This window comes from Peribacillus sp. SIMBA_075 (genome assembly GCF_046534585.1).
Genome location: NZ_JAWRYN010000015.1, coordinates 45,518 through 63,598 on the forward strand (window position 1 = coordinate 45,518; position 18,081 = coordinate 63,598).

The window sequence follows — 18,081 nt, forward strand, 5'->3', positions numbered from 1 at the left end:
ATGAACACTTTCAAGAAAGGCCCGGGTAATCTCCCTTGAAAGCGGGTAAAGTATTCATGTAGAATTCAAAAATCGAGCTTTGCTTTTTCGCTTGCTTTGTTTGTACTTTTATTTTGACCTCAAAATCCCAAACTATTTGTGACAACTCTTGTCAGTAAAGGAAATGAAGAAGTGTAGCCTGTAGATTTTTTTTTGGTAATGTTTTATACTATTAGCAGAAATAGGAGGGGTAAACAATGAACGAATTCGAAAAGAATGTCCAATCAAAAACAGATGACGTCGCTGATTCCGCAATGGGATTCATCGGTTCTTTTGTATTTTTCGCCGCCATGTTCACCATAGCTGTCGTCATTAAAGCTGTCGGATCCTGATTTCATTTACTACATGCACTTATTTTTCCTGAAGGAGGCTGCCGTTGCAGTCTCTTTCTTAATGATTTTCTACATACTATGGAAGAGTCTTCCGAAAGGTTCCTTTACTTTTATAATACTTGTAAATAATAGCTCCATCCTCATCCGTCCTGAACACTTTAATGCCATTTCCCTCCAGATTTCCAATTACGTCTCCATGAGGGTGACCGTAGCGATTATCCTTTCCAACCGAAATAAGCGCAGCTTTCGACTGGAGCTGTTCAAGGAAGGGTGTGGAAGAAGATGTTTTACTGCCATGGTGACCAACCTTCAAGATATCCGCCTGCAGCTGCGGAAATGTGCTTAACAGTTCCCTTTCCCCCTCTTCTCCCATATCTCCAGTCAATAGCCATGACAATCCCCCAAGCTTTGCTAATAGAACTATCGAGGAATCATTCTTATCCTCTTCTTTTTCATATGGACTTAGCACGGAAAACGCAGCTTCGCCCACTGCCCAATGATCCCCCCTCTTCGTAACCGTCATTTTAATCTTTTTATCTCTTGCAATGGACACAAAATCCAAATCCCGATAATGCTCTTCACTCCAGCCTCCAATAACAATCTCCCTCACCTTGAAATTTTCAATTAATTCCTTTGCACTTCCCATATGATCTGAATCTGCATGAGTTAAAATCAGTTTGTCCAAGTGCTGGATTCCCTTACTTTTCAATAATGGAATAATGATATCATCCGCCGTATTGAATTTCTTTCTCCTTTTTGCCCATGTTTCGATTGGAAATGTAATTTGCCCTCCCGTATCAATCAGATAATTACCGCGATTGAACGGCAGGATAATTAAAATGGAGTCACCTTGTCCAACATCGATTATCTGTACTTCACCAAAAGGTGAGAACCTTTGTAAATTATATTGAAAAAACAAAAGGACAATCATGATTCCGCACCAGATTTTACATTTTTCAAAAGATTCATCCCAAGTCAGGTATAATCCTAAAAGGGAAATAACAAGTAATGTCATCATGATGAAAGGCGGTTTTCCAAACGTAATGGATGCAAGGGGCAAATCCGATACCGCATCCGCGGCTTTATTCGAGAGTATGAAAGTGAAGTTCAAAATTGATATGAGGAGTTGCCCCAGGGAAGGTAGCAATAAATGAATGAAGAGGGTAATCAGTGAAAATGGCAGCAAGATGATGGAATAAAGAGGAATATACAATACGTTCAAGAACACGCCAAGAAAAGATACTTCAAAAAAGTGAAAAAGTAAAATGGGAAGGGCAGCCAATTGGGATATGGAACTGATGATAAATAGCTGCATCGTTTTTTGCGGGTATTGTAAGAAAATCCTTGAGGACATGATAATGGAGAAAGTCACTGCGAATGAAAGCTGAAAGCCTATATCATAGAGCATATTAGGCTTAAAAAACAACAGTGCCATGTAAACCGATGCAATTGTGGCACCCGCCGAGATTCGCTTTTTGAATAGCAGGAGTAAAAAGAAAAGCATAGCCATTAAACACGATCTAACCACTGATGGGCTAGCACCTGAAAGTATCATGTAAATTGGAAGGAAAATCAGAATGGCTACCATCATATTTTCCCTTGTAATTCCAATCCTGATGCCAAGATAAAATAACATTCCCGTTAAAAAACTTACATGAAGACCGGAAATCGCCAGTAAATGAACCAGACCCAACCGCTGATAATTAGTAAGGTCGACTTCATCTATATCTGTCTGGTCGCCGAATATGAGAGCTTTGACAAAACCGCTCGATTCTTCCGGAAAGTGTTCACTAATATACGTAATTCCCTTCATTCGCAAATTACGAATCGAAACGACAATCGAGTTTCCAACCTCTTGGCATTCTCGAAATGAAATGGAATCTGCTTTAAATACCCAATGGGTGCCTTGGCGCAAAAGATAACGCTGGTAATCGAAACTGTTTTCATTCCTGTTTTTGTCGGGAACTTGCAAATTCCCTTTGGCCGGACATGATAAACCGATTCGCAGAAGCTGGCTAAGCTTTGCTTTTTCTTGTTCGGTGGTGATGTTATAACGAAGCATTAGCCGCTCGCCTTTCTCACTGCCAACGAATCCTTTTAATGAATTTCCATCAATATTCGGTGGATCGGTAAATGTGATGATGAATCGACTTTCCGTTCCATGATATACAGAGTTGTTCCGGTGATCGGAGAAAGAGGCGGCCCCTAAGAAAATCCCCATGAGCACTAAATGAAGGCTAAGGGCCTTTACGCTCAACCCGACTGATAAATAAAGGAAACAGAGAAAAATAAGGATAATGATCAGCTGCCCTACATGTAAAAATGAATGGGCCGAAACCCCAAATGTGGCCGAAACGGCTAATAAGATAAGGTGTCTAGCCATGCCTGCCCCCCCGTCCTATTTAATTGTCAAATATATGTTTGGCCTGCTTTTCCAGCTCCAATACAGCTTCTTTTCCCAGACCTGTTCGTTCAAGTTGAGCTAGCAACGAGAACACAAAGTCCTTTTTCTCTTTTCCATTAACATCTATGGCCCCTTTCGCTTCGACCTTTTCTGTCTTGACACCAGCCTGTTTAAATAACTCCAAGGCATATGGATGGTTTTTGTAATCCTCCGCATAATAAACAGCTTTGATTCCAGCTTGGATGAGTGATTTACAGCACTGAAGACATGGAAAATGTGTCACATATATTTCTGCCCCATCAGCTGGCACTCCAAATTTCGCACATTGTAAAAGTGCATTCATTTCAGCATGTATCGTTCTGACACAATGATTATCAATTACATAACAGCCATCATCAATACAATGCGTCCCTCCTGCAATGGACCCATTATATCCTCCCGCAATGATCCGGTTATCCCGGACGATCGTCGCTCCTACAGCGAGGCGTGTACATGTGCTTCTTAAAGCTAATAAATGGCTTTGCGCCATGAAATATTGATCCCAACTAATCCTGTTCATGATGTATCCCCTTACTCCCTAGAATGATTTTCTTCAATTTTACCCTCTTCCTGTCCATTTGTGTAGCAAATTCAATCATTCATTGCACCGAAATGGAATCCTGTAACTTTTCAAACGTTTTATCGCCGATTCCCGATACCTTCTTCAATTCATCTACCTGCTTGAATTTCCCCACTTTTTCCCTGTATTCCAGGATCGCAATCGCTTTGGATGGTCCAATTCCCGTCAGTGTTTCCAAATCTTCCTGCGTAGCTGTATTCAAGTTCACCTGTCTCCCTGACGGCCCCTTAGCGGCGGCATTACCAGGCGGACCGACTTGTATATCCTCCAAGATTCCCTTGTCTTCTTCACCTATTTCCGGTACATAGATGACCATTTGGTCTTCAACGATTTGGGCAAAGTTCACTTTATCCTTATCGGCCTTGTCCGTAAAACTTCCCGCATCTGTGATCAAATCGATTACCCGGTCACCTGCCTGGGCCGTAAATAAGCCTGGGGCCTGCACCGCTCCTTTAACATCCACTTTAATGATTACTGGTTCGGCAGGCGTTTCATTTTCACTTTGTTCGATTTTATCTTCATTTGCCGTAACAGCAAATATATCTTCCGTATCAACCGGTCCTTTCCCTTGTTGCAAAAAAAAGTAAATTCCTGCTGCCCCAGATACCAATGCAACGGTAATCATCGCCATTTTCTTTTTTGAAATTTTTTCCATTCATTTTCCTCCTTGCTAGTTTTGGCACAATACATTGTCATAGGACAGATTAAAAATACATAGGGTTTCTAGGAGAATCAATCGCTTAATTGAGAGGAGTTGATCGGCATTGAAGAAAATCGGTGTAATCGGAACCGGCAATATGGGGACCATTTTAATCGAGGCGTGGCTGGAGGCAAAAATATTGAATCCGGCTGATCTAATCATTACTAATCGAACAATTTCCAAAGCATTGACGCTGAAAGAAAAACACCCTGGTATCAGGGTTGCGGAGAGCGCTGCCGAAATCGTCCAGCAAGCGGACTTTATTTTTATCTGTGTAAAACCATTACAAATAGATAGCCTGTTGCAGGGAATCAAACATCATATAAAAAGGGATCAGCTGGTTATTTCCATCACAAGTCCTGTTTCAGTCTCCCAGCTTGAATCGGCAGTGAATGCCCCCTGTGCCCGTTTTATACCGAGCATAACGAACCGTGTGGGTTCAGGAGTATCGTTACTGAGTTTCAGCGAGAGCTGCAGTAAGGAGAAAATGTCAGCTTTATTTGATCTGGCCTCCGCCATATCGGCACCGGTCATTATTGAAAATGATATTACACGGGTAGCTTCCGATATCGTCAGCTGCGGTCCTGCCTTCTTCAGCTATTTAGCACAAGCTTTTATTGACGCGGCTTGCCAAACGACGAAGATAGATAAAGAAACCGCTACGACTTTGACTGAAAACATGCTGGTTGGCTTAGGGGAACTGCTTGGTAAAGGAGTTTATACATTGCCGACCTTGCAGGAAAAGGTTTGTGTAAAGGGTGGAATAACGGGTGAGGGGATCAAGGTTTTAGAAGCTGAAACCGGGGAAATGTTCCATCATCTTTTTCAAGCGACACATGAAAAGTTTGCAGAGGATCTTCACGAAGTTGAGAAGCAGTTCGGCCATCCTTATTAATATTCGTAACATATATCTCATTTCCTTCTAAAAATAAAAAAAAGAAGAGGTCAGACCTTCACTCGTACAGGGATGTACGAACGGGGATCTTGACCTCTTCTTTCATTTACTGGCTACAAACAAGATTCTTTCGGTTTCCGTTACAAGCGGTGCTTCTTCAAGATCCGCCAGTATTTCAGAAACCGTAAAACCTGCTTCCTTCAACCACTTTTTGTATTGTTCAACCGGATAGGTCCGTTGATAATGCAACTCATCAAAACGGTCGTACAGACCACTTTCATCGTCCCTCACGAAAAAACTTAAATCATGTTCCACACTGTAAGGTTCTTCCCCCGGGAAACAGTCCCATATATAGGATACTTCCTCATCATTGACAGCAAACGTATTATCATGAAAGATTTTTTCCATTTTATAAATCGAATGGATATCGAACAAGAATAATCCGCCATCCTTTAAATGCTCATGAACCCTGCTGAACGTTTTTACTATATCCGCCTCGTCGCGAAGGTAGTTCAGCGAATCACAAAAAATCGTGACACAGTCAAATTGACCAAGTCCCTCGAGTTCTGCCATATTCTGTTGGAAAAGTGGAATCGATAATCCAAGCCTCACCGCTTTTTCATTGGCAACAAGAAGCATTTCATCAGATAAATCCACGCCGGTGACTTCAAATCCGTGTTGTGCCAATTCAACGGTCATTTCCCCGGTTCCACAAGCTAAATCCAGGACTTTCCTTCCACCAATTCCGTACTGTTCCAGCTTCGCCGTAAGGATCAACAGCCATTTTTCATAGGGTGCATCCTTCATCAATTCATCGTATACATAGGCAAAGCGTTCATAAGTCATGGAGTCAGTTCACTCTCTAGATCTTCAAAAGGTGCATCTCCCCATAAACGTTCAAGGTTATAATAGTTTCTTTCATCCTTATGGAAAATGTGGGCCACTACATCGCCAAGATCCACAAGCACCCATTTCGCTTCGTCAAAACCTTCAAGACGTTTTACATTGATTCCTGATTCATCAGCTTTGCTCTTCATTTCACGAGCTATTGCTTGTACTTGTTTTTCAGAATTACCGTGGCAGATCAAAAAGTAATCCGCTACAAGGGAAATACCTTGCATATTCAATGCTACGATATCCTCCGCTCTTTTATCATCTGCCGCTTTTGCTGCAATTACAAGAAGTTCACGTTCAGTCATTACATCTTCTCCTTCAAATTCATGATCAAATCATTATATGTCTTAAATGTGTCAGGGTAAATTGCCTGATTTCTTTTCATTAAAAAAACAACTGTATTCCTTAAAGCCTGAATGACAGCATGATCCAAATTTCGCTTTGCTGTCAGCCTGACTTCGTCGACTCCAGGGAAAGAACGTCCCGGCTCAATATAGTCAGCAAGGTATATGACCTTATCCAAAAGGCTCATGCCAACCCTGCCAGACGTGTGATAGGCAATCGCATCCAATATTTCTACGTCAGTGATACCCGCTTCCTTTTTCACGAGAAAAGCCCCGACTGGAGCATGCCACAGCTCCATATCATAATCAAGTAACTCCGGCGCCATTTTTTCAGCGATTATTATTTGCTTCATTTCCTCTTTTGGACGAAATTTTGCATAATCATGAAAAATTGCTGCCAATTCTGCTTTTTTGACGTCGGCACCATACAGTTCAGCAAGTTCAATCGCTGATCCGACCACGCCCAAGGTATGAATGTACCGGCGCTCGGTAATTTGTTCTTTGACCAGCACCAGCGCTTTCTCACGATTCATATAAACCATTCCCTTTAATATACTTCACCACTGGATCTGCTATTAAATATTTCACGGTTTTCCCCGTTCTTAGCTTCCTCCGTATCATGGAAGAGGAAATGAACATCTGAGGGACTTTCACCATCGTGATTGGGTATACGGTCTTTTCATTATAACCGGGGCGCTTCACCCCAACGAAATTGACCATGTCCACCAGCTCGTCAATACGGTGCCAATTCGGTAAATACTCAATCATATCTGCGCCAATTATGAAATAGAACTCATTGGTTGGCTCAAGTTCTTTCAGCAATTTTATCGTATCATACGTATAAGATGTGCCTTTTCTTTCTATTTCAATACCTTCAATATAAAAAGATGGGTTTCCGGCTATCGCGTTTTCCAACATAGCCAGCCTGTCCATATCGGTTACTTCCTCCGATTTTTCTTTATGGGGAGGAACATGATTTGGCATGAATCTAATTTCATCTAGCTCAAGGGCATCCAACACTTCATTCGCTATTATTAAATGCCCAATATGTGGAGGATTGAATGTACCGCCAAGAATTCCAATTTTTTTCATAGATAGGTTCCTTAAGGTAATTTAAGTTGTTTGTTTTCTCTTGATTCTTTATACAGCACAATTGTGTTGCCGATAATTTGAACCAATTCCGCTCTTGCACCTTTTGATAAAGAACGTCCCACATCATTGCGGTCCTCTTCACAGTTTTGCAGGATGCTGACCTTTATTAATTCACGTACTTCAAGCGCCTCACCAATTTGCTTGATGAGATTATCATTGACCCCGCCTTTACCAACTTGAAAAATTGGATTGAGGTGATGGGCCTTTGATCGTAAAAATCTTTTCTGTTTTCCTGTTAACATGTGTTACCTCCTAGTTTGTTCAAGACAATCTCTGTCATTCTTGCTGTATCCGGCATAACGCCTGTCCATATCTCAAATGCAAGCGCAGCCTGGTTGATGAACATCCCCAGACCATTTTGCGTTTCCGCCCCTTTTTCCCGCACTTCAAGCAGCAGCTTGGTTTGCAGAGGGTTATAGATGATATCACTGACGATTGCACCGGTTTTAAGCTGGTCGACCTTCAACGGTGAATGGTCCAATTCCGGACTCATTCCAGAAGAAGTCGTTTGGATGATTAAATCATATTGTGATAAGCTTTCTTCCGCTTCGATAATCGAGAGTGCCTTCGATACTTTATCATACGGGCAATCAGAAACAAGCTGGGCCGCTCTTTCCTTTGTCCGGTTTGCAATATCAACTTGTTTTACCCCTTCTTTAACAAGAGTAAAATAAATCGCACGCGCAGCACCGCCCGCTCCGATCACTAACGTTTTTTTAGCCTTAATGTCACCTGATATTTCATCGCATAAAGATTTAAAAAATCCTTTTCCGTCTGTATTATACCCTATAAACCGACCATTTTTGTTAACAACCGTATTTACAGCCCCGATTGCCAGGGCCAGTTCATCCACTTCATCAAGGAAAGGGATGATTGAAGTCTTATGAGGGATTGTGATGTTGAACCCTTCTATACCAAGGGCTTTCATGCCTTTCACGGCATCGTTCAAACCTTCTTTCGTCACATGAAAATGGTGATAAACCGCTTCTATATTTTCTTTTTCAAATGCATCATTATGAATGTCCGGTGACATCGAATGTGCAATTGGATCTCCCATTACCCCATATATCTTTTTCATAGACTAGACGACCCCTATATTTAGATTAATGATTTGCGAACGATCACATTGACGCCCTTTGGAACATGTGCAACGATTTTCGCCCCTGGCTCATTGACCGTAACCCAGCCAAGACCTGAAAACACAATATCCATTTTACCATCTTTCAAGGAAAATTCATGTGGAATCAGCTTCGGAAACTCCTCGATTTGTTCCGGCCGTGGGGGAGTCAGTAATTCCCCGGCATGGTTTTTATACAATTCATCGGCATTTTCCAGTTTCGTACGGTGAATATTCAATTCGTTCGAAAGGTAGCAAGTTAATGAACGCCTTCCGCCTGAGACATAGTCCAACCTGGCCAACCCTCCGAAAAATAGCGTCTGCCCTTCATTCAGTTGGTACACTCTCGGCTTGATTTCCTTCTTCGGCATAATCACCTTGAAGTCCCGTTTGTCCACATAATGAGCCATTTGATGATGATTAATGATACCTGGTGTATCGATCAAAGCCTGTTCATCATCCAAAGGAATTTCAATCATATCCAAGGTAGTCCCAGGGAAGTGGGAAGTCGTGATGATATCACTTTCACCGCTCACTTCTTTTATAAGACGGTTGATGAAAGTCGATTTTCCTACATTCGTACAGCCCACCACATAGACATCCTTACCTTTGCGATACCGCTCAATCGCATCCGCCGCTTCAAGGATGTGTTTTCCCTTTTCCGCACTGACAAGCAGGACATCAATCGGGTTAAGCCCCAATTCCTTTGACGATTGCTTCATCCAATTGATCAACTTGTTCGGTTTTACTGATTTAGGCAATAAGTCGACCTTATTACCGATCAAAAGAACATCATTTCTTCCGACAAATCGATGCAGGCCCGGAAGCCAGCTTCCATTGAAATCAAAAATATCGACGATTTTGACGATTAAAGAATCGGTTTCGCCTACTTTATTCAAGATTTTCAAGAAGTCATCGTCAGTTAAGGACACATCCTGAACTTCGTTATAATGTTTCAATTTAAAGCAGCGCTGACAGACGATGCTCTCTTTTTCCAGGGCTGATTTAGGGGCAAAGCCCAACTCCTTCGGATCTTCTGTCTGGACCTTCACACCACAGCCGATGCACACTAATTCTTGATGATTGTTCAATTGTGATCCTCCCATTCTATCATTCCTTTTCGTTTAAAAAACGCCATGATCTTTCTTTCAAAATAACGATTGATCTTCGTTCTGAATTCATCGGTCTGCGCAACAGGGACCACTAAGATCGTATGGAACCCGCCTCTGTTCCCTCCCAATACATCCGTCAATAATTGATCGCCGATTACCACCGTTTCTTCTAACTTCAATCCCATCGTCTTACGGGCTTTATGGAAGGCTCTTGCCATCGGTTTTCTGGCCTGGAAGATAAACGGAATGTGAAGCGGATCGGAAAAAGACCGAACCCGTTTTTCATTATTATTGGACACAATCGTCACTAAAATCCCATGATCCCGCATATTGTCGAACCATTTGATTAAATCGGGGGTGGCTGTTGGCCTGTCCCATTCAACGAGAGTATTATCCAAATCGGTGATAACTCCCTTTATCCCTCTTTTTTTCAATTCTTGAGGATCTATATTAAAAATGCTTTTAACATGTTCACTCGGCAAAAATAATTTAAGCATATTGCACCTCTATATTTTCATTAAAATTTACCGTCTCCATCATATCGAATTTTCGGCTCACTTTCAAAAAAAGTTAGGAAAGAAGGTCCGACGGTAAAAAAACATCATAATGTATGTTTTCTGATATGGAAAGGCATTTTTTATTAAAGAATGGGAAATTAGCAGGTAAACCAGACCCAAAGAACTAATTATTCCTAAAAGATTTCGACAAAAATTTCATTTATCCAACCTGTGGATAACTTTACTAACATTATCCATACTGATGTGCATCATTTCGTTCACCTTGTAAACAACTTAACCACAGGTTATCCACTTTTAACTGTGGATAACAGAACGATTGTTCTCCAAGTTTATTTCTGATACAGTAGGGGTACATCAAGGAAGACTTATCAATATATGCAAGTAAACACCAAATTATTCCTCGCAATCCCTACTGGAGGTGAGCAGCCGTATATGGCGTTCTGATGCAAAAACTATCTGATGACCTGTTGCTGGAATCCTATTTTAAAGCGCAGAATTTAAAGTTAAGTACCGATTTCATCCGCCTCATAGAAACGGAAATTCATCGAAGATCCTTAACACATAAAATCCGATCAATATTCTAATATGAAATACATAGGCTGACATCAAATGTCAGCCTTCTTATTTTTCATTTGAAGTTAGACGGGTCTCATGAATCCGATTGTTTCACCGACACGGACATCAGCGGGGATGGTTATGTTTCCTTCAAGTTCAAAACTGCCTTTTTCAAAAAGAAGGACCACTGTCGACCCAAAGCTGAAATAAGAAAATTCCTGTCCTTTTTCCAATTCATCCGATTCATCAGTAATGACGATCGAATTTATGAACATGGCTCCGACTTTCACCATTGCCAGACTTCCCGCTTCATTTTTAAGTTCAGTTATTGTACGATAATTTTTTGCCAAAGGCTCTTTTCCATATTTCATTCCCCATTTATTAACGGGGTACGATTTCCTTCCAAGAGTCCAGCGTTTGACCACGGAGCCCTTGATTGGTGCATGGATCCTGTGGTAATGACTCGGGCTTAAGTATAACACGAGATATTTGCCGCCTAAGTACTTTTCCAAAAAAAGCTCATCCCCGAGCATCTCCTCCATTGAATACACCTTTCCCTTAACGACGATCTTTTTATCAGCGCGTATCTCCCCTGAATCCTCGAGTACACCGTCGACGGGAGAAGCCACTGCAGAAGGAGCTGCCGTAATAGGCCTGGCGTCCGCCTTTAACCGCCTTGTAAATAGCTCATGAAGATTCGTATACCCTTTTAAATCCTTACCAAATTCTTGTTGATTAAGGTTGAAAGTTTTTACATATAGTAAAATCAAGGGCCTGCTCCAACGAGATTGGCTAAAATGCTTTAATAAACCTGATGAATACCGACCATTCGTCAGTTCAATAAGAATGCGATACAAAGACTGATACAAATAAAACCACTCCAAATTGTAAAATTATTCAAAAATTACTTGCATAAATTGTGTTAAATAAAATATTATTATATAATAAATACTTATGTTTATTATATTTTGTTTTATTTTGTTTTATTTTGTTTCATTTGAAAGGAGTGAAAAGATGTTTTTATTACACGCCCTAGATCAAACCATTAAAAAAGTGAAAGCACAAACAGCAAATATACTTACTTTAATTAATTTATCCCTTGGTGGATTTGCGATAATTGCCGTGATGCATGGCCAATTGAATTTAAGCCTGCTTTTAATCTTCTTGGCTGCCCTTGCAGATCGCTTTGACGGTATGGTTGCACGAAAGTTTAACATTGAATCGGAATTGGGTAAGCAACTTGATTCCATGTGTGACATCATTTCTTTTGGCGTCGCACCAGCCCTATTATTATACCAAGGAATATTAATAGAATTCGGGGCACCTGGCACACTATTCACGGTTTTCTATATTGGCTGTGGCGCATTTCGCCTCGCCCGCTTCAATATAAGTGAAAGCAATGGATATTTTACAGGAGTTCCCATTACAGTTGCAGGCTGCATCGCTACCTTAAGTTTTCTCGCTATCCCGTATTTTCATCCGGTCTTTTTCTTATCCCTCATGATTATATTATCATTACTCATGGTCAGTCCATTTAAACTAAAGAAAGTTTAAATAAGAAAGCGGATGTCCTTAACTCGGACATCCGCTTTTTTTGTTCATATTCACCCTAAACTTTTTTTATGCCTTTCGGACAAGCGGATCGGTCAAACGCATGAATTCTTCTACATCCTTCATACAGGCATTAACCGCTTCTTCCCAAAAATCCCGGGTCGTCAAATCGACGCCTAAATGTTTGTCCGCCAAATCCTCGACCTTCATCGAACCAGTATCCTTTAATAGGGCGATATATTTTTCTTCGAATCCTGCCGGTTCTTTCAGGGCATTCGCGTAAATGCCTAAAGAAAATAAGTAGCCGAATGTATACGGAAAATTATAAAATGGTACATCTGTAATATAGAAATGAAGCTTTGAAGCCCAGAACGTTGGATTATAATCACTTAATGCATCACCATAGGCTTCTTTTTGTGCATCAACCATCAGTTCATTCAATCGTTCGGCACTGACATATCCTTGTTTCCTCTCATCATAAAATCTTGTCTCGAATAAGAAACGGGCATGGACATTCATCAATAATGTTACGGAACGCTGAATTTTATCTTCTAAAAGAACCAGCTTTTCTTCCTCACTGGCCGCTTCCTTCACAGCTGCATCCGATACGACCATTTCAGCAAAAGTAGAGGCAGTTTCAGCCACGTTCATTGCATATGATCGGTTCAATGGATGGATTTCCCTCATCGCATAAGAATGGAACGCATGCCCCAATTCATGGGCCAATGTCGATACATTTGAAGGGGTACCCGAGTACGTCATGAAAATTCTTGACTGCTTATTTAATGGAAAGCCCGTGCAAAAACCGCCTGGCCTCTTACCTGGTCTGTCCTCCGCTTCAATCCAGCTGTCCTCAAAAGCTTTTTGGGCGAAATGTGCTAATTGAGAGCCGAATTTAGAGAATTGCTGAACGATGAAGTCCGCACCTTCTTGATAATCCATTACTTTGGATTCTGCTGTAACAGCGAGCGGTGCATCCAAATCCGCCCAACTTAATTTATCCAAATCAAGTAACTCTGCTTTCCTTTGCAAAAATCGCACAAGCGGCTCCTTATGATCGGCAATTACATTCCACATGCTTTCGAGGGTTTCTTTTTTCATCCTCCCTATTTCCAGAGGCTCCTTCAAAATATCATCCCAGCCCCTTTTATCATTCACACTGAGACGAAATCCTGCTAAGTGGTTCAAAGTCCGGGCAAAAAGGTCACTTTTCCCCCCCCAAGCTTGTTCCCAAGCAGTAAATAATTCTTTCCGGGCCTTTCCATCAGGATCCGAAAATTTATTCGCCGCTTGGCCTACAGAAAGATTTTCACCCTTATGAGGGATAGTCATTGAACCAACGATCGTATCATACATTTGGCTCCAGCCTTCGAAACCGTCCATGGACAATTGAGTGATTAATGATTCTTCCTTAACTGAAAGCTTTTCCTTTGCCCGTTCCCGACGTTCGTTCAATACGAATTTCAATTCATTCAAAGGTTCTTTTTCAAGGATTTTTTTAAAAAACGCATCATCAAGCTGTATCAACTTTTCATCCAGCTTGCTTAACACCATTTTTAGTGAAGCTACTATCTTCATTTGTTTGATCCGCAGCTGACCTGCCTTTTTATCCTGCGCATTTTGAGCTTCCAGGCATCCGATGAAAGCACCTGCCTGAGACGATTTCATATTTGTATTTTTTAAAAAATCAAATGCCTGGATTAAACTTCCGCCATCGTTTCCTTCTGGATTGATTTTGCTAACAAGCCGGTCCAATTCCCCTACCTCTTCGTTAATTCCATTTAAGAAAAGCAGGAACTCCTTAGAAGAGCTTCCCCCTTTAAAAAAGATATCCAAATCCCACATCAAAGAATATCCCATACTGCATTGCCCCCTTTTTATCAATAATCCTATTATAGAGCTTCATTCAATATTTTTCTAATTTTAAAGAATTTTCAGTATACTTCAGAACATTTTTGTTTATCCCGCGATAAAAGCATGATATGATGAATATATTCTTCGGAAAGGGGTGGTTGATTGTATGAAATTCTTTATCCACTTGTCTGCTGTCGTCCTAATTCTATGGACACTGCCGATACAGTTCCATCATCATGGACAGCAGCTAACCCTTGAAGAGCACATTGATGTTCATCACTGGGAAAAGGCCGACAAGAAACTGCCTTTCGTCCCTTTCCTTAGTTCCTGGCAGTCCATTATCATTATTATCATTTTTGAATTTTCCATTTTAAGTTTCCTTTATTTTCATTCAAATCTTCGCCGACGATATCTCAGTCCAGTTTTTTTTCAGGCGAATTACGTTGCCACACACTCTGACATTTTATAAAAAAAATAAAATCGAGGAGTGATTAATATGTGGTTCAGACTTATTATGATAGGGGTATTTTCTTTAACCGCTTCACGTATGTTCCTTTTTCAGGGGATCGAGATTTATCATGCATTTGCAGATATGATCAGAAATAAATATTAAAAATAGAGTGCGGGGGAATTCCCCCGCACTCTTTTGAATTTTAGCATTCCTATCCTTTTGCTTTCTTTTCCTTCTCTTTTTCTGCCCTGTAAAATTCGTGAAACATCTTCATCAAGGCCCGCTTTTCGATCCTTGATACATAACTGCGGGAAATGCCAAGCTCTTTAGCGATTTCACGCTGGGTTTTTTCCTTTTTTAAATCCAGTCCGAACCTGCCGACAATGACTTCCTTTTCCCGTTCATCCAAAATATCAATATACTTTTTCACTTTTTCAATTTCCATATTAAGCTGAATCGTATCGATGACATCTTCCGATTCCGATTTCAGTACATCGATTAAACTGATTTCATTTCCTTCTTTATCCTGACCGATTGGATCATGCAGGGAAATATCTTTTTTCGTTTTCTTAGTCGCTCGTAAATGCATCAAGATCTCATTCTCAATGCATCGCGCCGCATATGTGGCCAGCTTCGTACCCTTCCCATCCGAATAACTCTCAATGGCCTTTATCAAACCAATTGTTCCTATTGAAATCAAATCCTCTGTATCTTCGCCCGTATTCTCGAATTTCTTGACGATATGGGCAACAAGCCTGAGATTATGCTCGATCAGGATGTTACGGGCATCACCATCTCCCTCACTCATAAGCTTCAAATATTTCTTTTCATCCTGAGATGACAAGGGCTGGGGAAAAGCGTTGTTTTTCACATAGGAAACTAATAAGTAAAATTCTTTGATAATATAGCCGACAGCTGTAAGTATTCCGGGCATTGGTTTCATCCCCCGTTTCTTTGCTTCCCTATTCATACCTATGCAACTGTGGGCTTGTACGTGTCTGTCCCACTGAAAGAAATCATGAAGTATTAAATGTTCAAACCAGAATGGGTGAATTCTCAAACGGACGAATACTAACGTACATATAATGAAAGTGTATTTTTAAGGAAAGGAGGGGTTTTAGGATGGGATATAACTTTGGACCATACGGGTGCAGCTATGGTTATCCGCCTCCTGCACCTTGTTGTGAAGGATCCGGTTACTTGTTTAGTTATGGCCTGTTTATTGTCCTCTTGATTTTATTGCTCATTTTCGGGTTTTGGTGGTTCCCGGGATGTGGGTTTGGTTATGGCGGACCAGGTCCGTGCTGCTGATCCAAACAAAGAAAAAAACTCGGCCAGAGTGCCGAGTTTCCCCTTTTACATATTCATTTCAGCGGATGATAGGCTCAACGGAAACATTTACGGATATCTCAGTTCCGATGACCTCAGTGTTAATTAGCATCATCTGCATTGAGAACATGATGGATCACTCCTCACCGCGATTCATCATGTTTCCAGCATCCTTTTCCGCTGTTTAGGTGAACATTTTTTTATACAAACCATGTCTATACTGTGAAACGTCGGCAAAACCGTTAGCCGGTATCCTTCTCCTGCCAATAGCAACGCTTCTCTCCTTTTACATATACCAATTTATCCATATTATCCTCCCACCTTTCTTAAAAATCATTTATGGAATACCAACCTCATATCTCTTTAGAAAAAAGGACGATGCTTCAGCGCTTTATCTAGATGTTCTTCTCGGATCTTGTGGATTCTCTCCTGTTGCAAACATTCTTCGGCAGTCATTTTTTTCAATTTAATCGTGATGGTGAAGAAAAGCATATTCAGTGTCATAATATCACCTCCTTTAAGGGAGCGGCCCAACAAAAAGGCATAAAAAGGCCGCAGAAAGTTACGTCCTCCTGCGGGATTTTTTAAATATAAAAAGGCCGCAGGATAAAACACTTCTCCCTGCGGCCGCTATGTCTGAATGATTAATAAAGCCAAATTGCTTTAGAAATATTCCGCTTGGCACAGGTCGAATGGTATGTGATTGTTATTTGAAACGGACCGGCTGATCTGATTTGTGACGATTCCATATAAATACAATTTCATTTTCCTCGACCTCCCTTTGGAATATTTTATATTACCTGGTAAGTATATCCACAAATTCGATATTTGTAAACGGCTTTTGCCCACTTTTTTGAAATTTCTTTCTTTCTTCCTATTTTCACTTAGCCATTATCACTTAAATGAGGCAATGGGTAGGATATATCTGCCTATATAACGGGCAATAAAGGAAAAAGAACGCGGAGAGGCAACGGAATATGTCTACAATTTATTAAAAGAAAAGATTTTTGAATGGGATTTATCGCCGGGACAAAAAATCAATATCAGCCACTTAACCCGGGAAATCAACATTAGCGCCATACCTCTCAGAGAAGCATTATCTCGTCTGAACTCTGAGAACTTAGTCATCTTAGAACCAAATAAGGGGTATCGGGTCAGTGACATATTAGATACTGAAAATATGGCGAAAATGTTAGAGGCCCGGATATTACTGGAGACGCATGCGGTCCGGAATATTATCCGCTTAAATAATGTAAGCGTGACGGAAGAAATGGCCGCGCTTACAGATGAAATGTTTTCCACAAACACAGGTGCTTCCAACAAAAAAATACTAGATTTTACTCATTTAGATCATCAATTTCATCATGCCATCATGAACGCTGGAGGAAACCCGTTTTTATTTGAAGCATATAAAGGCATGCACTGTCATCTTCATATAGGCCGGTTTTATCACGTCAAAGGTGAGATCGACCAAAAAGACGCACCATCGGAACATATGGAAATCATTGAGGCCATCCGGACAAGGGATGTATACAGAGCCGAGATTGCGATCTCCAGCCACATACAGGATTCCATAGATCGCTATAATACTTGGAAGCTATTGAGGATAATCTTCTTCGGATATAAGTCATCGTATGGCTTTGATCACATTTCATTTCACATGGATGCTCGGAATATGCAAGTGGGTGTAAACAGACATTCCCCTCTCAAATGCTTAAAGAAAGTGACAGAAAAACATGTGAAAGATTTATGCACCAAGAAGAAAGCAAGTGTGATCAAAGGGATGAAACCAAAGGCAAAAGAAAAGAAGCCTTTTGATGCTTTCCTTGTTTTGAAAGATGATGGATCGATTGGATTTGCATTTTCAAAAAAAACATTTGCTAAATCAAAATAACAAACGAAAATCCCTATTACAATTGTTAGGGATTTTACTATGAAAGAGTATATGCCGAATGATTCGCTGAATGAATCCACTTACTGCTATAACCTTTTCTGATTTTGATCTCCAAAGAAAAGAAAGAGTATATGTGATAAATCCAAACGAAAAAAGTAAAAAATAAAAAAAACCCTATAACTAATTTGCCACTAATAGTTTTTGTAGGTGTGGGTTTTACTTAATGAAAAAAAACTCTTTAAAAAAAAGATAGCTTAGAGCACCAAAAAAAACGATTTTCCCTTAACGTGGGCAAAATCGTCTTTTCTGGTGCTTAATTTG

The 18,081-nt window shown here is 40.6% G+C and carries 22 protein-coding genes and 1 pseudogene; 8 read left to right on the forward strand and 15 right to left on the reverse strand.

The genetic code is table 11. The annotated features are described in order from the left end of the window. Positions 1 to 236 precede the first annotated feature (236 nt). Positions 237 to 371, forward strand: a complete 135-nt coding sequence (locus tag SB775_RS13265) for a YqzM family protein (protein WP_081108861.1) — start codon at positions 237 to 239, stop codon at positions 369 to 371. A gap of 76 nt (positions 372 to 447) precedes the next feature. Here SB775_RS13265 and SB775_RS13270 read toward each other — a convergent pair whose 3' ends face one another. From SB775_RS13270 to SB775_RS13280, 3 genes are all read right to left on the reverse strand, one after another. After that, entirely contained in the window at positions 448 to 2,754 is a 2,307-nt protein-coding gene (locus SB775_RS13270) for a DNA internalization-related competence protein ComEC/Rec2 (protein WP_410861857.1), read from the reverse strand. Positions 2,755 to 2,773: 19 nt separating this feature from the next. Beyond that, positions 2,774 to 3,334, reverse strand: a complete 561-nt coding sequence (locus tag SB775_RS13275) for a ComE operon protein 2 (RefSeq protein WP_410861858.1) — start codon at positions 3,332 to 3,334, stop codon at positions 2,774 to 2,776. Between the two features lie 79 nt (positions 3,335 to 3,413). Further along, the gene (locus SB775_RS13280) at positions 3,414 to 4,049 is read right to left on the reverse strand and encodes a helix-hairpin-helix domain-containing protein (RefSeq protein ID WP_410861859.1); all 636 of its coding nucleotides are present in this window, start codon (positions 4,047 to 4,049) and stop codon (positions 3,414 to 3,416) included. Between the two features lie 109 nt (positions 4,050 to 4,158). On the opposite strand from SB775_RS13280, the gene comER reads away from it, so the two are divergent. Continuing rightward, a complete protein-coding gene (gene comER / locus SB775_RS13285) occupies positions 4,159 to 4,989 on the forward strand; it encodes a late competence protein ComER (RefSeq protein WP_286140732.1) in 831 nt (276 codons plus the stop codon). A gap of 102 nt (positions 4,990 to 5,091) precedes the next feature. Here comER and SB775_RS13290 read toward each other — a convergent pair whose 3' ends face one another. Genes SB775_RS13290 through SB775_RS13325 form a run of 8 tightly spaced genes read right to left on the reverse strand, consistent with a single transcriptional unit; the run spans position 5,092 to position 10,105 of the window. Next, the gene (locus SB775_RS13290) at positions 5,092 to 5,835 is read right to left on the reverse strand and encodes a class I SAM-dependent DNA methyltransferase (RefSeq protein ID WP_125160706.1); all 744 of its coding nucleotides are present in this window, start codon (positions 5,833 to 5,835) and stop codon (positions 5,092 to 5,094) included. Then, complete coding sequence (gene rsfS / locus SB775_RS13295) at positions 5,832 to 6,188, reverse strand: ribosome silencing factor (protein ID WP_057218744.1); 357 nt, start codon at positions 6,186 to 6,188, stop codon at positions 5,832 to 5,834. Before rsfS ends, SB775_RS13290 begins: the two co-directional genes overlap by 4 nt. Then, positions 6,188 to 6,760 carry a bis(5'-nucleosyl)-tetraphosphatase (symmetrical) YqeK gene (gene yqeK / locus SB775_RS13300; RefSeq protein ID WP_089361560.1) on the reverse strand — a complete coding sequence of 191 codons (573 nt, stop codon included), beginning with the start codon at positions 6,758 to 6,760 and terminating at the stop codon, positions 6,188 to 6,190. Before yqeK ends, rsfS begins: the two co-directional genes overlap by 1 nt. Further along, on the reverse strand, positions 6,750 to 7,319 hold the full coding sequence (locus SB775_RS13305; protein ID WP_061464129.1) for a nicotinate-nucleotide adenylyltransferase: 570 nt from the start codon (positions 7,317 to 7,319) through the stop codon (positions 6,750 to 6,752). The genes yqeK and SB775_RS13305 overlap by 11 nt, the downstream gene beginning before the upstream one ends. A gap of 11 nt (positions 7,320 to 7,330) precedes the next feature. Continuing rightward, complete coding sequence (gene yhbY / locus SB775_RS13310) at positions 7,331 to 7,621, reverse strand: ribosome assembly RNA-binding protein YhbY (protein WP_061464130.1); 291 nt, start codon at positions 7,619 to 7,621, stop codon at positions 7,331 to 7,333. Then, on the reverse strand, positions 7,615 to 8,457 hold the full coding sequence (gene aroE, locus SB775_RS13315; protein ID WP_410861860.1) for a shikimate dehydrogenase: 843 nt from the start codon (positions 8,455 to 8,457) through the stop codon (positions 7,615 to 7,617). Before aroE ends, yhbY begins: the two co-directional genes overlap by 7 nt. Before the next feature lie 20 nt (positions 8,458 to 8,477). After that, a complete protein-coding gene (gene yqeH / locus SB775_RS13320; protein ID WP_410861861.1) occupies positions 8,478 to 9,587 on the reverse strand; it encodes a ribosome biogenesis GTPase YqeH in 1,110 nt (369 codons plus the stop codon). After that, positions 9,584 to 10,105, reverse strand: a complete 522-nt coding sequence (locus tag SB775_RS13325; protein WP_061464133.1) for a YqeG family HAD IIIA-type phosphatase — start codon at positions 10,103 to 10,105, stop codon at positions 9,584 to 9,586. The genes yqeH and SB775_RS13325 overlap by 4 nt, the downstream gene beginning before the upstream one ends. A 464-nt stretch (positions 10,106 to 10,569) precedes the next feature. On the opposite strand from SB775_RS13325, the gene SB775_RS13330 reads away from it, so the two are divergent. Further along, positions 10,570 to 10,710: a sporulation histidine kinase inhibitor Sda gene (locus tag SB775_RS13330; RefSeq protein ID WP_034311351.1), complete on the forward strand. Its 141-nt coding sequence runs from the start codon at positions 10,570 to 10,572 to the stop codon at positions 10,708 to 10,710. Positions 10,711 to 10,764: 54 nt separating this feature from the next. On the opposite strand, the gene SB775_RS13335 is transcribed toward SB775_RS13330, so the two are convergent. After that, positions 10,765 to 11,550, reverse strand: a complete 786-nt coding sequence (locus SB775_RS13335) for a phosphatidylserine decarboxylase (RefSeq protein WP_089361563.1) — start codon at positions 11,548 to 11,550, stop codon at positions 10,765 to 10,767. 145 nt (positions 11,551 to 11,695) lie between these two features. Between SB775_RS13335 and pssA the strand changes: the two genes are divergently transcribed. Next, positions 11,696 to 12,235 (forward strand): CDP-diacylglycerol--serine O-phosphatidyltransferase, encoded by a 540-nt coding sequence (gene pssA, locus SB775_RS13340; protein WP_061464135.1) that lies wholly within the window; start codon positions 11,696 to 11,698, stop codon positions 12,233 to 12,235. 66 nt (positions 12,236 to 12,301) lie between these two features. Here the strand turns inward: pssA and SB775_RS13345 are convergent, their stop codons facing one another. Next, a complete protein-coding gene (locus tag SB775_RS13345; protein WP_410861862.1) occupies positions 12,302 to 14,092 on the reverse strand; it encodes a M3 family oligoendopeptidase in 1,791 nt (596 codons plus the stop codon). Positions 14,093 to 14,252: 160 nt separating this feature from the next. Between SB775_RS13345 and SB775_RS13350 the strand changes: the two genes are divergently transcribed. Continuing rightward, positions 14,253 to 14,555 carry a hypothetical protein gene (locus SB775_RS13350; protein ID WP_410861863.1) on the forward strand — a complete coding sequence of 101 codons (303 nt, stop codon included), beginning with the start codon at positions 14,253 to 14,255 and terminating at the stop codon, positions 14,553 to 14,555. Positions 14,556 to 14,748: 193 nt separating this feature from the next. Here SB775_RS13350 and sigK read toward each other — a convergent pair whose 3' ends face one another. Beyond that, positions 14,749 to 15,471: an RNA polymerase sporulation sigma factor SigK gene (gene sigK, locus SB775_RS13355; RefSeq protein ID WP_061464138.1), complete on the reverse strand. Its 723-nt coding sequence runs from the start codon at positions 15,469 to 15,471 to the stop codon at positions 14,749 to 14,751. Between the two features lie 188 nt (positions 15,472 to 15,659). Between sigK and SB775_RS13360 the strand changes: the two genes are divergently transcribed. Beyond that, positions 15,660 to 15,848, forward strand: coding sequence for a hypothetical protein (locus SB775_RS13360; protein ID WP_141133596.1), 189 nt, complete (start codon positions 15,660 to 15,662; stop codon positions 15,846 to 15,848). Between the two features lie 381 nt (positions 15,849 to 16,229). Here the strand turns inward: SB775_RS13360 and SB775_RS13365 are convergent, their stop codons facing one another. Beyond that, a complete protein-coding gene (locus SB775_RS13365; protein WP_081108862.1) occupies positions 16,230 to 16,370 on the reverse strand; it encodes a YrzI family small protein in 141 nt (46 codons plus the stop codon). Between the two features lie 439 nt (positions 16,371 to 16,809). Between SB775_RS13365 and SB775_RS13370 the strand changes: the two are divergent. Both SB775_RS13370 and SB775_RS13375 read left to right on the forward strand, forming a co-directional pair. Next, positions 16,810 to 17,010: pseudogene (locus SB775_RS13370) on the forward strand (GntR family transcriptional regulator); the annotation flags it as partial. 36 nt (positions 17,011 to 17,046) lie between these two features. After that, on the forward strand, positions 17,047 to 17,760 hold the full coding sequence (locus SB775_RS13375; RefSeq protein ID WP_410861864.1) for an FCD domain-containing protein: 714 nt from the start codon (positions 17,047 to 17,049) through the stop codon (positions 17,758 to 17,760). The last annotated feature ends 321 nt before the right edge of the window (positions 17,761 to 18,081 follow it).

What these genes read in the sequence shown, in the direction of transcription:
- SB775_RS13265 (WP_081108861.1), top strand. Translation starts at nt 237, where the DNA reads ATGAACGAATTCGAAAAGAATGTCCAATCAAAAACAGATGACGTCGCT.
- SB775_RS13270 (WP_410861857.1), bottom strand. Translation starts at nt 2,754, where the DNA reads ATGGCTAGACACCTTATCTTATTAGCCGTTTCGGCCACATTTGGGGTT.
- SB775_RS13275 (WP_410861858.1), bottom strand. Translation starts at nt 3,334, where the DNA reads ATGAACAGGATTAGTTGGGATCAATATTTCATGGCGCAAAGCCATTTA.
- SB775_RS13280 (WP_410861859.1), bottom strand. Translation starts at nt 4,049, where the DNA reads ATGGAAAAAATTTCAAAAAAGAAAATGGCGATGATTACCGTTGCATTG.
- SB775_RS13290 (WP_125160706.1), bottom strand. Translation starts at nt 5,835, where the DNA reads ATGACTTATGAACGCTTTGCCTATGTATACGATGAATTGATGAAGGAT.
- rsfS (WP_057218744.1), bottom strand. Translation starts at nt 6,188, where the DNA reads ATGACTGAACGTGAACTTCTTGTAATTGCAGCAAAAGCGGCAGATGAT.
- yqeK (WP_089361560.1), bottom strand. Translation starts at nt 6,760, where the DNA reads ATGAATCGTGAGAAAGCGCTGGTGCTGGTCAAAGAACAAATTACCGAG.
- SB775_RS13305 (WP_061464129.1), bottom strand. Translation starts at nt 7,319, where the DNA reads ATGAAAAAAATTGGAATTCTTGGCGGTACATTCAATCCTCCACATATT.
- yhbY (WP_061464130.1), bottom strand. Translation starts at nt 7,621, where the DNA reads ATGTTAACAGGAAAACAGAAAAGATTTTTACGATCAAAGGCCCATCAC.
- aroE (WP_410861860.1), bottom strand. Translation starts at nt 8,457, where the DNA reads ATGAAAAAGATATATGGGGTAATGGGAGATCCAATTGCACATTCGATG.
- SB775_RS13325 (WP_061464133.1), bottom strand. Translation starts at nt 10,105, where the DNA reads ATGCTTAAATTATTTTTGCCGAGTGAACATGTTAAAAGCATTTTTAAT.
- SB775_RS13330 (WP_034311351.1), top strand. Translation starts at nt 10,570, where the DNA reads ATGCAAAAACTATCTGATGACCTGTTGCTGGAATCCTATTTTAAAGCG.
- pssA (WP_061464135.1), top strand. Translation starts at nt 11,696, where the DNA reads ATGTTTTTATTACACGCCCTAGATCAAACCATTAAAAAAGTGAAAGCA.
- SB775_RS13345 (WP_410861862.1), bottom strand. Translation starts at nt 14,092, where the DNA reads ATGGGATATTCTTTGATGTGGGATTTGGATATCTTTTTTAAAGGGGGA.
- SB775_RS13350 (WP_410861863.1), top strand. Translation starts at nt 14,253, where the DNA reads ATGAAATTCTTTATCCACTTGTCTGCTGTCGTCCTAATTCTATGGACA.
- sigK (WP_061464138.1), bottom strand. Translation starts at nt 15,471, where the DNA reads ATGCCCGGAATACTTACAGCTGTCGGCTATATTATCAAAGAATTTTAC.
- SB775_RS13360 (WP_141133596.1), top strand. Translation starts at nt 15,660, where the DNA reads ATGGGATATAACTTTGGACCATACGGGTGCAGCTATGGTTATCCGCCT.
- SB775_RS13365 (WP_081108862.1), bottom strand. Translation starts at nt 16,370, where the DNA reads ATGACACTGAATATGCTTTTCTTCACCATCACGATTAAATTGAAAAAA.
- SB775_RS13375 (WP_410861864.1), top strand. Translation starts at nt 17,047, where the DNA reads ATGGCGAAAATGTTAGAGGCCCGGATATTACTGGAGACGCATGCGGTC.